General features: G+C 62.9%; 12 protein-coding genes. 3 read left to right on the top strand and 9 right to left on the bottom strand.

What is annotated here, in order from left to right; translation table 11 throughout:
• The first annotated feature begins 37 nt into the window (after positions 1-37).
• Both ACW9I6_RS05820 and ACW9I6_RS05825 read left to right on the top strand, forming a co-directional pair.
• Complete coding sequence (locus ACW9I6_RS05820; protein WP_003210388.1) at positions 38-895, top strand: 2OG-Fe(II) oxygenase; 858 nt, start codon at positions 38-40, stop codon at positions 893-895.
• A gap of 34 nt (positions 896-929) precedes the next feature.
• Positions 930-2354 carry a pyridoxal phosphate-dependent decarboxylase family protein gene (locus ACW9I6_RS05825; protein WP_177035658.1) on the top strand — a complete coding sequence of 475 codons (1425 nt, stop codon included), beginning with the start codon at positions 930-932 and terminating at the stop codon, positions 2352-2354.
• Positions 2355-2384: 30 nt separating this feature from the next.
• Here ACW9I6_RS05825 and ACW9I6_RS05830 read toward each other — a convergent pair whose 3' ends face one another.
• From ACW9I6_RS05830 to ACW9I6_RS05870, 9 genes are all read right to left on the bottom strand, one after another.
• Complete coding sequence (locus tag ACW9I6_RS05830; RefSeq protein WP_457339040.1) at positions 2385-4721, bottom strand: putative bifunctional diguanylate cyclase/phosphodiesterase; 2337 nt, start codon at positions 4719-4721, stop codon at positions 2385-2387.
• A 201-nt stretch (positions 4722-4922) separates the two neighbouring features.
• Complete coding sequence (locus ACW9I6_RS05835) at positions 4923-6098, bottom strand: ABC transporter substrate-binding protein (protein WP_457339041.1); 1176 nt, start codon at positions 6096-6098, stop codon at positions 4923-4925.
• The gene (locus ACW9I6_RS05840; protein WP_177021380.1) at positions 6095-7069 is read right to left on the bottom strand and encodes a CobW family GTP-binding protein; all 975 of its coding nucleotides are present in this window, start codon (positions 7067-7069) and stop codon (positions 6095-6097) included. Before ACW9I6_RS05840 ends, ACW9I6_RS05835 begins: the two co-directional genes overlap by 4 nt.
• Before the next feature lie 85 nt (positions 7070-7154).
• Entirely contained in the window at positions 7155-7448 is a 294-nt protein-coding gene (locus ACW9I6_RS05845; RefSeq protein WP_003210398.1) for a hypothetical protein, read from the bottom strand.
• A gap of 13 nt (positions 7449-7461) precedes the next feature.
• Positions 7462-8211 carry an SDR family NAD(P)-dependent oxidoreductase gene (locus ACW9I6_RS05850; RefSeq protein ID WP_218263878.1) on the bottom strand — a complete coding sequence of 250 codons (750 nt, stop codon included), beginning with the start codon at positions 8209-8211 and terminating at the stop codon, positions 7462-7464.
• Between the two features lie 144 nt (positions 8212-8355).
• Complete coding sequence (locus ACW9I6_RS05855; RefSeq protein WP_457339042.1) at positions 8356-9117, bottom strand: SDR family NAD(P)-dependent oxidoreductase; 762 nt, start codon at positions 9115-9117, stop codon at positions 8356-8358.
• A gap of 12 nt (positions 9118-9129) precedes the next feature.
• Entirely contained in the window at positions 9130-10470 is a 1341-nt protein-coding gene (locus ACW9I6_RS05860) for an MFS transporter (protein ID WP_003210404.1), read from the bottom strand.
• Between the two features lie 42 nt (positions 10471-10512).
• Positions 10513-11391, bottom strand: coding sequence for a polysaccharide deacetylase family protein (locus ACW9I6_RS05865; RefSeq protein WP_003210406.1), 879 nt, complete (start codon positions 11389-11391; stop codon positions 10513-10515).
• Between the two features lie 11 nt (positions 11392-11402).
• The gene (locus ACW9I6_RS05870) at positions 11403-12746 is read right to left on the bottom strand and encodes an amidase (protein WP_457339043.1); all 1344 of its coding nucleotides are present in this window, start codon (positions 12744-12746) and stop codon (positions 11403-11405) included.
• Between the two features lie 336 nt (positions 12747-13082).
• Between ACW9I6_RS05870 and ACW9I6_RS05875 the strand changes: the two genes are divergently transcribed.
• Positions 13083-14072, top strand: coding sequence for a GntR family transcriptional regulator (locus ACW9I6_RS05875; protein ID WP_003210410.1), 990 nt, complete (start codon positions 13083-13085; stop codon positions 14070-14072).
• The last annotated feature ends 66 nt before the right edge of the window (positions 14073-14138 follow it).

Raw genomic sequence — 14138 nt, forward strand, 5'->3', positions numbered from 1 at the left:
CTATATGACGTGCTGTAACTAACATGGAGTTTTCATCATGACGGACCTCAACAGCGTTGAATCAATACCTGCAGTCCCGCATAGCCAGGTGCCCGGGATCCTGGCGCTTGAGCAACTCGACACACTCAGCCTGGAAAAACTTATTCGCGGAGAAATACTTGCCATCCGGGTACCTGACTACGCGAATGAACAAACCAGCGAAGTACTAAATAAACATATCAACGAAACGGCGACGCTCCAGGAATATAACCACGAGACCTATGAGCACGGAAAAGTTGTCCAGCATTTCTATGGTGTCCATCGCTGGGGAACACCGTTCAACTCCACCTACGGCAAGGCCGCAGACAGCTATTCGCAACAGAAATACTACGCAGACGCCACCCACATGCGCTGCGTGATCGATGACCTCTGTGCCCCGCGCAAACCACCCATCCATCTACTGATGGAGCATATCCGGCAGGTGTGGCCAGAAGGTGCGACAACCGCGGCGTTCCAGGGCCAGCCGATGTTCTGCGGCATTATCCGCGCCATGTTCCCGGAGACAGCCCACCTCTCCGAAACAGTCCCCCATGTAGATTGCCTGCCCTTGTCGATTGCCGAACTGGAACATCAATTCAGCGCGAATATTTACCTCGAAGTACCACCTTCGGGAGGTGAACTGGTCATTTGGGATACCGAGGCGTTTACCTACGACGAGGTCATCCGTTTCGAAGGGGCGGAACTGCCCGAAGATCGTTTGCAAAAACCGCTGCGCATCCAGCCGCAGAAAAACGAACTGGTGATTATCAATACTCGCCGTCCCCATGCCATTTGCGGTTTCGATTCAGGCAAGCGCATCAGCATCCAGTCGTTTATCGGCTATACCACTGGCCAGCCGTTTTACTTCTGGTGCTAACGCCTTTATTTCTCTTCCTGACGGACACCCTGATATGACACCTGAAGAATTCCGCCGACATGGCCACGCCATGATCGACCTGATTGCAGACTATCGACAAAACATCGAGCAACGCGGTGTGCAACCCACCACGGCCCCGGGCGAAATCAGGTCCGCATTGCCGGCCAGCCCGCCTGAGACAGCCGAACCGTTCGAACAGATCATGGGCGACGTCGAAACACTGATCATGCCCGGTCTGTTGCATTGGCAGCATCCAAGTTTCTTCGGGTTCTTCCCGTCGAATGTGGAACTGTCCTCCGTCCTCGGCGATTGCTTGAGTACCGGCCTGGGCGTGGTGGGATTGTCGTGGCAATCGAGCCCGGCCCTGACCGAAATAGAGGAAGTCACCACCGATTGGCTGCGCGACATGATCGGCCTGAGCGCCAACTGGAGCGGAGTGATCCAGGACTCGGCCTCGACCTCCACCCTGGTGGCGCTGATCAGCGCCCGCGAACGCAGCTCCCACTACGCGCTGATGCACGATGGCCTGCAAAACAGCGGCGCCCCCTTGATCGTCTACACCTCGGCCCACGCCCATAGTTCAGTGAACAAGGCCGCGATCCTGGCGGGGTTCGGCCAGAACAATATCCGTACCGTGGCAACCGACGAACACAATGCAATGTCACCGCATGCATTGGAGCGGGCAATCGAACAAGACCTGGCTGCCGGGAACAGACCCTGTGTGGTGATTGCGACCACCGGCACAACGGCAGCCATGGCCATCGACCCCCTGGAAGCCATCGGCGCCCTGACGCAACGCCACGGCCTGTGGTTGCATGTCGACTCAGCCATGGCCGGGGCCGCGATGATCCTCCCGGAATGCCGCGCGCTGTGGCACGGCATCGAGAACGCCGACTCGCTGGTCCTCAACCCTCACAAATGGCTGGGGGCGGCGTTTGATTGCTCGGTGTACTTTGTACGCGACCCCGAGCACTTGATTCGCATCATGACCACCAACCCCAGCTATCTACAGTCCAAGGCTGACGGCCAGGTCAGGAACTACCGCGACTGGCGGATCTCCCTGGGCAGCCGGTTCCGCGCGCTGAAGCTGTGGTTCCTGATCCGCGAGCAAGGCGTCAGCGGCCTGCAGGCCCGGCTGCGGCGTGACCTGGAGAATGCCCGCTGGCTGGCAGAACAGATTGAAGGCAGCAAACACTGGAAACTGGTAGCCGCCGTCACCCTGCAAACCTTGTGCATTCGCCACGAGCCACCAGGCCTTGATGGTGAGGCGCTGGATAACTACACCCGGGCCTGGGCGGAAAAGCTCAACCATTCAGGCAGCGCCTACGTCACTCCCGCGGTGCTCGACGAGCGCTGGATGGTACGCGTGTCCATTGGCGCGCTGGGGACGGAGCGCCACCACGTCGAAGGCTTGTGGGAACGGTTGCAAACCCTGGTCGATGCAACGGTTGACCACTGAAAGACCGGCGTCGGTGCAGCCACCGACGCCCTAGACCGGCACGCGCTCGCGGCGCATCCACATCTCAAACGCCATGGCATTCAACGGCCGGCTGATCAGATAGCCCTGGGCCGTGTCGCACTTCCAGAGCTTGAGCAGCTTGAGGCTGGGCTCGAATTCCACCCCTTCGGCCACCACCTTGAGCCCCAGGTTGTGGCTCATTTCGATGGTCGAGCGCACGATCACGCCGTCGCCGGAAGTGCTGTCGAGGTTGCGCACAAACGACTGGTCGATCTTCAATTCCTGCACCGGCAGGCGTTGCAGTTGCGCCAGGGATGAATAGCCGGTGCCGAAGTCATCCACCGACAGGCTGATGCCACAAGCGCGCAGTTGCTCCAGCACGCTGAGGGCCTGGGCCGGGTTGTGCATGATCGCGCTTTCGGTGATTTCGAAAATCAGTTGCCGGGCCGATACCCGGTAGTGCGCCAGCAACTCGGTCACCCGCGGGGCCAGGCCGTCATCGGCCAGGTCATCCACCGAGATGTTCACCGACAACTGCACCTCCAACCCGCGCACCGCCCACTCGGCCAGTTGGCGAATGGCTTCTTCGATCACCCACTGGGTCAGGCTGCCCATGCTGCCGGTGCGCTCGGCCAGGGGAATGAACTCGGCCGGCGACACCAGGCCCAGGGTCGGGTGCTGCCAGCGCAACAGCGCTTCGGCCTGGCGCACATGGCCATGGTGCAGGTCGAGCTTGGGCTGGTAACACAGGTACAACTCGCCCTCCGTCGGCGCCCGGCGCAGGTCACGAATCAGGCTGATCTGGCGTTGATGGGCGAGGTCGCGGTCCTGCTGGTAGATCTGTAAGTAACCCGGGAACGCTGCCGCATCGTGGCGGGCAATCGCGGCGCGGCTGATCAGCTCTTCAACCTGCTGGCCGTCGGCCGGGTAGGCGGCGATGCCGATGCTCACTTCGTGGCGCAATTCATCGCCACCAATGCGCTGGGGTTCGGTGAGCAGCCCATACAAGCGGTCAGCCAGGGCCACCGCGCGGTCGATCGCAGTGTTTTCCAGCAGCAGCAAAAACTCGCTGCCGGTGATGCGCGCGGCGGTGTCGCTGGCCGACAGGCTCGACAGCAGGCAGCGGCTGGCTTCGCGGAGCATTTCTTCCACGCCTTCCGGGCCGTAGCCTTCGTTGATCACCCGGTAGTTTTCAATCCCCAGGTACAGCAACACCACCGGCCGGCCAGCGCTGATGGCGCTGCCCAGGCGCTCCATGGCCAGCGCGCGGTTAGGCAGGCCGGTGAGCGGGTCGTGCAAGGCGTTGTGGGCCAGTTGTCGCTCGCGTACCGCGATCCCGGTTTGCATGGCGTTGAAGGCCTGGGCCAGCAGGCCGAATTCATCGTGGCTGCGCACCTGTACCGGTGTGCGGTAGTCACCGGCCCCGATGCGTTCGGCCGCCTGCACCAACGCATTGAGTGGGCGTGAAACCCGCCGCGCCAGAAACAACGCACCCGCGAGCGACACCAGCAGCACCACCAGGGCGATCGCGAGAAATTGCCGGTCCAGCGGCGCGAAGGATTCAAGGGCGTGGTCCAGCGGGCTTTGCAGCAGCACCCGGACCTCGCCACCGTCTGCCGTGTTGCCCAACGGCAGCACCTGGCTGAGATAGCGCTGGCCGTGGAACAGGTTCAATTGCGCCACCGGGTTGATGTACGCGCCCTGCAGGTCGCCGGCAATCGACGCCTGTAGCGCCTCGGGCTGAGTACTGAACAATTCGCCGGGCTGACCATGCTGCGCGCTGATGAACGACACTTCCAGGTTGCTCATGGAGCGCAATTCACTGGCAAAGATTTCGTCCATGGGAAAGCCCATGGCGACACGGGCGATCGGCGCGGGGTCGACGACTTCCTGTTGCACCAGCAGGAAAGGCCGGCCATCCAGGGCCACGATCAACATTTGCAGGCCGCTGCGCCGGGCCTGGCGCAAGGCATCGTTATAGGGAAAGGCCTGGCCGGACGTCAGCGCCGGTAACGTGCTGACCATCACGCGGCCGTCGAGCCCCAGCACAAATACCTCGCTGGAACTCAGGCCGGTACCATGCCGGCGCAGGGTCGCGAGAATCGCGTCGGGCTCGCCATCGGCGACAGCCTGGCGAAACGGCAGGTCCGCCGTCAGCCAGTTCAAGCCGTATTGCAGGCGCCGGCCACGCAGGTCGAGCAGGCGTTCGAACACCTGGCTGCCGGTTTCCAGCTGCACCTGGGCCTGGTTTTCCACGGCGCGATTGGTGGCGGTCTTCACCGCGAAATACACCGCCGCCACGACCACCAGCAACAGCAGCGCCAGCACCCCGGCAATCCGGGTTTGAAACGTATGGCGCCACTTCATTCTGTTGCCCTCTGGCAGCGCCTGCCCCCTCCAGCCGAAACGTCCCTTCGTCATACGCGTCCCTCGCGACAGCTGAACCGGCGTCAAATAAATATCCTTTTTACAGGGATATTTGAATTATCCAGATTAGCTGCGCAAGAGAAGAAGTGCACCCAATAAATACGGGAGTTTATATGTCATTAATTTGGCGACAGGCTGCCGTTACGACGTTCGCGCCCGCATGAAGTCCCCCCAACGCCGCACGAGATAGTTGTGCTCATCCATCACCGAGTTCCACACCGCGATATGCCCCATGCGCTGTTCATAGGAACCGCCGTCGCGCACGTCACCCACATCGATCAGCGGCAAGCCATCGCTGCCCAACAGCTCTTCCCGGGCGGGCAGCCCGACGTACCAGTAGTCCCATTCGGCACTGCTCAGGTGATCTCGGCTGCGAGCCGGGTTGCCGATGTAATAACCCTGGCGCGCCATCACCGCACCCGGCCAGCCGGACAGCCACCAGTTGAGGTAGGCATAGGCCGCATCCAGCACCGGGCCCTTGGCATGGCGCGACAGCGACAACCCGCCGAACCAGGCGCGATAGCCTTCACGGGGCACCGCCAGGCGGTATTTGACCCCGGCCCGATGCAGGCGCATCAGGGTCGGTGACCACAGGCTCTGGATATCGATGCTCGGGCTGAGCATCAGTTGCGCGGCTTCCTCGTCATCGGACCAGAACGCCGCGAAGTGGCCTTCCTTCTGTTTACGCACCAGGATATCGGCCAGTACATCGATCTCTTCGATGCTCATGTTGCCGATGTCCTTGAAGCTCGCGAGGCCCGCACCTTGCACGGCCAGCGCCGCGTCCAGGGCGCCGATGGCGGCGTCGCTCTGCAACGCAGTGCGTGCGCCCCAGGCCGGGTCCAGCAACCAGCCCCAACTCTCGTTGCCGCGGTTGAACCCTTCGGGCAAGCGCTCGGGGCGGTAGGCGAAACTGTCGGCATTGTGGGTCAGGGGCAGCATGCTGATGCGTTCGGTGACGGTGCTGCCGAGGCTGCCGTCGTGCTGCACGAAGAGGCGCTCGCTGGGCACACTGCCGCTGCCCAGACGGTCGTTGGCGGACAAGCGTCCGCGCTTGGGCAGGTCGTTGATCTCGTGCCACAGCGCGATGCGCCGGGTGTCGATCGGCTGGATCGCCCGCGCCGGCCACACGAAGTCGACGTTGTGAAACCACTGGTCGTAGAGGTCGTAGCTGTCAGGCTGCATCACCGCAATGCGCTGGGCCTGCTCGACATCATGCACCTGGTACACCAGGCGAATGCCCAGCTCTTTTTCCGCTCGCACACGCAAGGTTTCGAGCAAGGTCACCGAGGTGCCGAGGACGCGAAGCGTGATCATGCGGCGAACCTTCTGGAGAACACTTCAAAGGAGCGCCGCAGCAGAGCCGGGTCGAGCCCGCGCAGGATAAACACCAGGCGCGATTGCCGATCGGTCCCCGGCCAGGCAGGCAGGTGAACCGGGGCATGCAGGCAATGCTGCACGCCATGAATGACGATGGGAGCGTTACTGGCGTTCACGTTGAGCAGTCCTTTGACGCGAAGAATACGTTCGCCGTGGCATCTTAACAGCATCGATAACCAGACCCCGAAACCGACCCAATCCAGCGGCTGATCGAAGGTCAGGCAACAGACTTGCGCAGCGCCGTGGTTGGCGGCGGTGGTTTGATGGAGTTTCCAGCGGCGGACTTCTGCAGCGGGCTCGGCACTGCGCAGGCCTTCGCCAAGCAGCAGTTGTTCACCGCTGTCGATATCGCAGGTATTGAGGATCGGCGTACCGGCGTTCAGTGCCTGCAAGTGCAAGCGCAACGGGCCACAGTCTTCGACGAGGTCGGTCTTGCTCAACAGCAGGCGATCGGCAGCGGCCACTTGCGCCAGCCATTCCGGGTGCAGGCGCTCTTGCAAAGCGGCGTGGCTGGCGTCCACCAGCGTCACCACCAGGCCGATATGAAAGCGCCCGCGCAGTTGCACGTCGTTGTTCAAGGTCGCGAGGATTGGCGCCGGGTCGGCCAGGCCGGTGGTTTCCAGGATCACCCGCTTGAAAGCCGGAATCTCACCCCGCTCACGACGCTGCAACAGGCCGAGCAAGGCGTCTTTCAACTCGCCGCGAATCGAACAGCACACGCAGCCGCTGGGCAGCAGCACCGTGTCCGGCGCGACTTCCTCCACCAGCAGGTGGTCGATGCCGACGTCGCCGAACTCATTGATCAGCAACGCCGTGTCGCCGAGGCTTTCACCTTGCAGCAGGCGCTTGAGCAAGGTGGTCTTGCCGCTGCCGAGGAAGCCGGTGATGACGTTTAGCGCGATGCTCATAGTTCTACCTCAATGATGCCCCTGCAGGAGTCCGGCTTGCCGGCGATGGCGATATCAAGGACGCCATCGCCGACAAGCCGGGCTCCTACAGTTCCAGATGATCGAGCAGGCGCGGGTCCAACGGGTCCAGCGGTCGACCGAGCATGGTCTCTGCCGCCTGCCACAGTTGATCCAGGCCGCTGGCCAGTTCCTGTTTGCCGGTGGCGCCCAGCAGCAGATAGGACGCGCCCTGGAAGTCTTCGACCTTGAGCCGGAACACCGCCAGCACTTGGTTGATCGCCGCGATGCGGCGCAGGCGTTCGCGTCGGCGCGGCAATTCATCGCCCAAAGGGTCGCTCCAGTGCAGGTCTTCGCCCAGCAGGCCGCAAAGTCCGCACATGCTTAGTACCCGCTCATGGCATGACGTCGCCGGAGTTCGGGCCAAGGGTCTGGCCGACGAACAGATTGCCGCCCGGCTCGCTGGCCAGCAGCACGGCAGTCGGCGCGACTTCGTCCGCCAGGCCGAAACGACCCAGGGGCAACTCGGCGGCCTTGGCGCGTTTCCAGGTGTCGCTGATGCCGCCTACCAATGGCGTTTCGATAGGCCCGGGTGCGATAGCGTTGACCAGTACGTTGTCCTTGGCCACTTCCAGGGCCAGGGATTTAGTGAAGCCGATCACCCCGGCCTTGGCCGCCGCATAGTGCGTCAACTCGGCGCCGCCCTTGATCCCCAGTTGCGAGGCGACGTTGATGATCCGGCCCCAGCGCTGGGCGATCATGTGAGGCAAGGCGCGCTGACTGGCGACGAACACGCTGGTGAGGTCGACGCGCAGCATGTCGTTCCACATGTCCAGGGTCAGGTCGACGCAACGGGCCTGGGTCAGCATGCCGGCGTTGTTGACCAGGATGTCGATGCCGCCGTAGTGGGTGACGCAGGCATCGACGCTGGCCTGGGCGCCGTCGACGGTGCCGACATCGGCCACGCACTCGAGGACTTCGGCGCCGAGGTTGCGGCAGGTGATGGCGGTTTCGGCGAGGGTGGCGGCATCGCGGTCGGCCAGCAACAGACGCGCGCCTTCGACGGCGTAGGCACGGGCGATGGCGGCGCCGATGCCGCTGCCGGCACCGGTGATCACGGCACGGCGGTTAGAGAGTTGGGGCATTGTTATTCCTCTACGGGTCGAGTGTTACCTGTGGGAGCTGGCTTGCCTGCGATGGCATCACCTCGGTGTTTCTGAAGGACCGAGTTGCCTGCATCGCAGGCAAGCCAGCTCCCACATTTGAAATGCATCGGGCTTGAAACCGCATCAATCCGGCCAGCGCACGGTCAAGCCACCATCAATCACAATGCTCTGCCCGGTCAGGTAGCTCGACTCCTCACTGGTCAAGAACCGCACCAGGGACGCCACTTCATCCGCCCGCCCGACCCGGCCCAACGGAATCGCCCGCGCCGCTTTCGCCAGCCCTTCCGGGCCGAGGGAGTTCTTCGCGTCCAGCGACTGGGGCGTTTCGATCAACCCCGGAATCACCGCGTTGCAACGAATGCCCAACGGCGCCAATTCCACCGCCAGCGACCGACACAACCCCGGCACACCGGCCTTGGCCGCCGCATAGTGCGCGTGCTCCTGCCAGCCATACACGCCACCGGCAATCGACGAAATCGCCACCAGCGCACCGCCTTCATGCATGTGCCGGGTTGCCGCCCGGAAGGTGCGCATCACCCCGGTCAGGTCGACGTTGAGCATCTCGTTCCACAGCTCGTCGGTCATTTCCAGCAGTGGCGCACGGCGTAACAGACCGGCGTTGGCCACCGCGTAATCGAGGCGACCGAAGTGCTGGACCGCCTGCGCCGCCAGGTTATCCACCGAGGTTGTATCGCCCACGTCCAGCGGCAACATCAGGCATTCACCGCCCGCCTCTTCCACCAGCGCAACCGTGTGATGCGGGTCATGGGGATCGGCCGGGTAATACCCACCCACCACCGCCACGCCGCTGCGGGCATTCGCCACCGCGAGGGCCTGGCCGATGCCGCTGGCGGCACCGGTAATCAATGCAACTTTACGACTCATCGAATCAACTCCTTACTGGACGGTTTCCGGACGCACATGGCGCGCGGCAAACATCAACGCACCGGAGAGGAAGCACGGCACTGCGCCAAACCACAGCGCAGCGGTCTGCCAGTCACTCCCGGCCGACAACACCTGGGTCGCGCCGAACCCGGCAACCACCGCACCAATCGGCCCCATGGCATGGATAATCGCGCCACCGGTAGCCCGGATGCTGGTGGGAAAACTTTCACTGATGAAAAACAGCGCCGCCGAGTACGGCCCGATCAGGAAGAACAGGCCCAGGCTGTACAGCCCCACCACCATCGCCATGTTGCTCGGGCCAAACAGCATCCCGGCAAACGACAGCCCGCCGAGCATCCAGCCCAGGCCGATGACATTGCGCCGGCCGATCTTGTCGCCCATCCAGCCGTGGCTGAGGTAGCCGCAGTAGCCCACCAGGTTCGACAGCACGAGGATGATCAGCGAGTTCTCGAACGAGATGTGGTGCACGCTGACGATCACCGACGTACCCAGCACGCTGAACACCTGGATCGCCGCCCAGTTGAGCAGCAGCGCCGCACCGATCACCAGGGTTGCACGGCGGGCCGGGCCACGGAATGCGGCCTTGAGGCCGGCCTTGCTGTGTTCGTCATAGTCCACGCCGTAGGTCACAGCGACGTTTTGCGCTTCTTTCACCGCGCCGCTTTTACGCAGCTCGCTGATGCGCTGGTGAATCTGGAACTGCGGGCTTTCCTTGAGCTTGCGCGCCATGACCGCGATGACAATCGCCGGGATCGCCGCAAACACGAAGCACCCCTGCCAGCCAATCACCGGCAGCAACAGCGCGGTCAAACCCGCCGCGATCAACGCGCCCACCGGCCAGCCGCCCTGCACCAGGCTGTAGATAAAGCCGCGACGCTTGGCCAGTTTCGGATCATCCGAGGCAGCGTACAGTTCGCTCAAGTAAGTCGCGTTGACGGTTTCCTCGGCATACCCCAGGCCGCCCAGCGAACGGATCAGGATCAGCGAAGACTTGCCCCACGCACCACCAATGGCGGTGAGCGCCGAGCAGATCGCCGAACCGGCCACGGTGAAAATAATCCCTTTGCGCCGACCCAGTTTGTCCACGATCGGACCGATGGCCAGCGCGACCACGGCGGTGCCTACCGCCACCCATGTCGCAATCTCCGCCTGCTCCACTTCACCCCAGTTAAAGTGCCGCCCGATTTCCGGCAGCAAGGTGCCGAAAAGGATGAAGTCATACACCGCAAACACCCAGGCGAAAAACGCGATCCAGGTGGCGAAACGCACTTCCTTGGGCGTCAGTTGCCGGGGTTTCCAGCCAGTCAGATCAAGCTTGTTGTAGATAGACATGAATCGCGCCTCGGGAGGTTGGCCAGGGTTTAGGTACGGGTGTCAGGTACGCGGTTGGCGGCGGATAAAGTCATCGGCGATTTCGTCGAAGGTGACGAAGCGCACGCCGGCATGGCTCTGGATGTGTTCGATCAGCCGCTCAAGCATCAGCAGCACTTGCGGGCGGCCGGACACGTCGGGGTGGATGGTCATGGTGAACACCGCGTGTTCGTGCTCGCGGTAGACCCAGTCGAACTGGTCGCGCCACATTTCTTCGAGGTGACGCGGGTTGACGAAGCCATGGCTGTTCGGGGCTTTCTTGATGAACATCATCGGCGGCAGGTCGTCGAGGTACCAGTTGGCCGGGATCTCCACCAGGTCGGTTTCTTCGCCGCGCACCAGGGGTTTCATCCAGGTGTCGGGGTGCTGGCTGTAGTCGATCTTGGTCCAGGTGTCGCCCTTGCGCACGTAGTACGGGTGGAAGTCGTTGTGCATCAGGCTGTGGTCGTACTTGATGCCTTTTTTCAGCAGCAGTTCGTTGGTGACCTTGCTGAATTCCCACCACGGCGCGACGTAGCCGGTGGGGCGTTTGCCGGTAACCTGGGTGATCAGCTCGATGGACTTGTCGAGGACGATTTCTTCCTGCTCGGCCGTCATCGCAATCGGGTTTTCGTGGCTGTAGCCGTGCACACCGATTTCGTGACCGGCGTCGGCCACCGCCTTCATCTGCTCGGGGAAGGTTTCCATCGAGTGGCCGGGGATAAACCAGGTGGTGCGCAGGCCGTAGCGCTCGAACAATTTGAGCAGGCGTGGCGCACCGATTTCACCGGCGAACAGGCCGCGGGAAATGTCGTCCGGGGAATCTTCGCCGCCATAGGAACCGAGCCAGCCGGCGACCGCGTCGACGTCGACGCCAAATGCACAGAGGATGTCTTTAGCCATGATGTGTCTCCTTAAAAAGTGAGTGCGGTTTCTACTGACAGCGCGGCCCGAAGCAGGCGCGCGTCTTCGCCGCTGGGGGCGCTGAGCAGCAGGCCGGTGGGCAGGCCCAGGGCATCGCGGCCGCTGGACAGGCTGACGCCGGGCATGTCCAGCAGGCTGCCGGGCATGGTCAGGCGCAGGGTGGCGAGGTTGGTGCTGACGAACAGTTCAAAGTCGGCTTCCAACGGCGCCAGGGCCGGGGCCACATGGGCCACGGTGGGGGTGATGAGGATCGCACCGTCGAGTTCGTCGACAAGCTGCTGTTGCAGGCGGCGACGGGCGTCGTACAGCGCCAGCAGTTGGCTGGCCGGCAGTGTGCGGGCCGCTTCAAGGCGACGGCGAACGCGGGGGTCGAGTTGCTCGGCATCAGGGCTGTCGAGCAGGGCTTCGTGGAGGGCGAAGGCTTCGAAGGCGCCGAGCCAGCCCTGGTGCTGGATCAGGTCGAGGGTGGCCTGGAAGGTCTTCGAAGGGCGCACGTCAATCAGCGCGCCGTCTGCCTTCAATCGGTCCACACAACGTTGCAGGTTATCGCGCACCGCAGGTTCAACCCGTGCGTCTTCCAGCACACTTTGCTCGACCCAGAACCGCTGGCCATTGAGGCTGCGGGGCGGGCGTGGTGGGCGCTGGTCGCGACCATTGAGCAGGTCGTCGATGGCCAGTGCATCGCGCACGCTGCGGGTCAGCGGGCCGAGGCTGTCGAGGGTGTGAGCCAGCGGAAAAACGCCGTCGCGGCTGTAGCGCCGGCAACTGCTGCGATACCCCACCACGCCATTCAGCGCAGCCGGAATACGGATGGAGCCGGCGGTGTCGGTGCCCATGGCGATCGGCACGATGCCGGCTGCCACGGCGACCGCCGAGCCCGACGACGAGCCGCCGGGAATCCGCGGTTGATCGACGCTGGCCGGGTTGTGCGGCGTGCCGAAATGCGGGTTCAGGCCCAGGCCGGAATAGGCCAGCTCGCTGAGGTTGGTCTTGCCGACGCTGACCATTCCGGCGCGGCACAACAGGCCCACACTTGGCGCGTCCAGCAAGGCGGCCGGCGCATTACGGCGATAGGCCGCGCCCGCCGTGGTAATGCTGCCGGCCACATCGAACAGATCTTTCCAGGCCAGTGGCACCCCGTCGAACACGCTCAACGGCTGGCCGGCACGCCAACGGGCGGCCGACGCTTCGGCCTCACGGCGAGCGCGCTCGGCGGTCAGGGAGATGAACACGCCGGGGGCCATGCTCGCGTGGGCAAGTGCCTGTTCCAGGACCTGCACCGGGTCGCTGCGACCGCTGGCGAAATCCTCGGCCATTGAAGTGGCGTCTGACATGGGAACGACCTTTAAAAAATGTACATATTAATAAAATGTACATTTTACAAAGGCAGCTTTCGTGCCAGTCTTGTGGACAGCTCGGTTGCCACACCTGGCACTTTGGAGCAGATCCACGGGCTAGATGGGTTTCAGGCATTAAAAGAAATATCGGCTGGTGTTTAAGGCTCGCCAGGAATGAAATAATGTATCTTTTATTAATAAATACATTTTGGTGCAGAAAAGTAACATCAACCCTCTGAAGGCCCCAAAAAAGTGCCACCGACGTGGCGCAGAGTGACAGGCGCAACTATGAGAGAATCCCCGGCCACCGACCCGTTTGCTCCAGAGAGCCCGATGAAAGCAGTGTCAGCCTCGGCTTCCCGTTACGCGATGATTCACCAGGTTCTGCGCGACGCCATCACCCACGGCACCGCCCGCCATGGCCTGGTGTTGCTGGAAGCGCCGCTGGCCGAATTGTTCGGCACCAGCCGGGTGCCGGTGCGCAAGGCGCTGAACCTGTTGCATGACGAAGGACTGATCTGCCGCTTCGATGGCCGGGGTTACCTGATCAACCCCGACGGCCTGGACATGGAGCCGCTGCGCCTGCCCCTGAGCCATGCGCACCTGGGCCTCAACGGTGAAGATGAATTGGTGGACACCCGGCCACTGGGGGAGCGCATCGTCGAGGAAATCGGCGCAGCGCTCTCGACCTGTATCGCCTTCGGGCATTATCGCCTCGATGAACAGGCCGCCGCCGAGCACTACAACGTCAGCCGCGCGGTGGTGCGTGAAGCGCTGATGCGCCTGCGGGACCGTGGCCTGGTAGAAAAGGAACCCTATTCCCAATGGCTGGCCGGGCCACTGACTGCCCGGGAAGTCACCGAAGACTACGAACTGCGCGCCTGCCTGGAGCCCGAAGCCCTGCGCCAGAGCGCGCCGAACCTCGACCGCGACCTGCTGCACGCCATGTTGCAGCGCGTGCTCGATGCGCAAAACAGCGCCCATTGCAGCCTGGAAGAGATCGAGCAGATCGAGGAAGACCTGCACCAGCACTGCCTCGCCGGCCTGCAAAATCGCAAGATCGCCGCCCTGATCCGCCAGGGGCAGAGCCCGATGATCATCAGCCGGATTTTCTACCGGCTGCTGGGCATCGGTGCCGATCCGGCGATGCTGGCCGAGCACCGGCTGATCCTGGAGTTGCTGTTGCATGGCGCCTTCGACGCCGCCGCCCTGAACCTGCGCGAGCACCTGCAACGGGCTCGGCAGCGGATGTTGCAGCGGTTGAAAGTGCTGTCGGTGCTGCCCGAACAACCTTTACCGGCCTACTTGCACAAACTCAGCTGACGAAATGCAATCGAAAATGTGGGAGCGGGCTTGCTCGCGAAGGCGGCGCATCAGTCACAGATGCAT

Source organism: Pseudomonas sp. SDO5522_S412, from assembly GCF_054071215.1.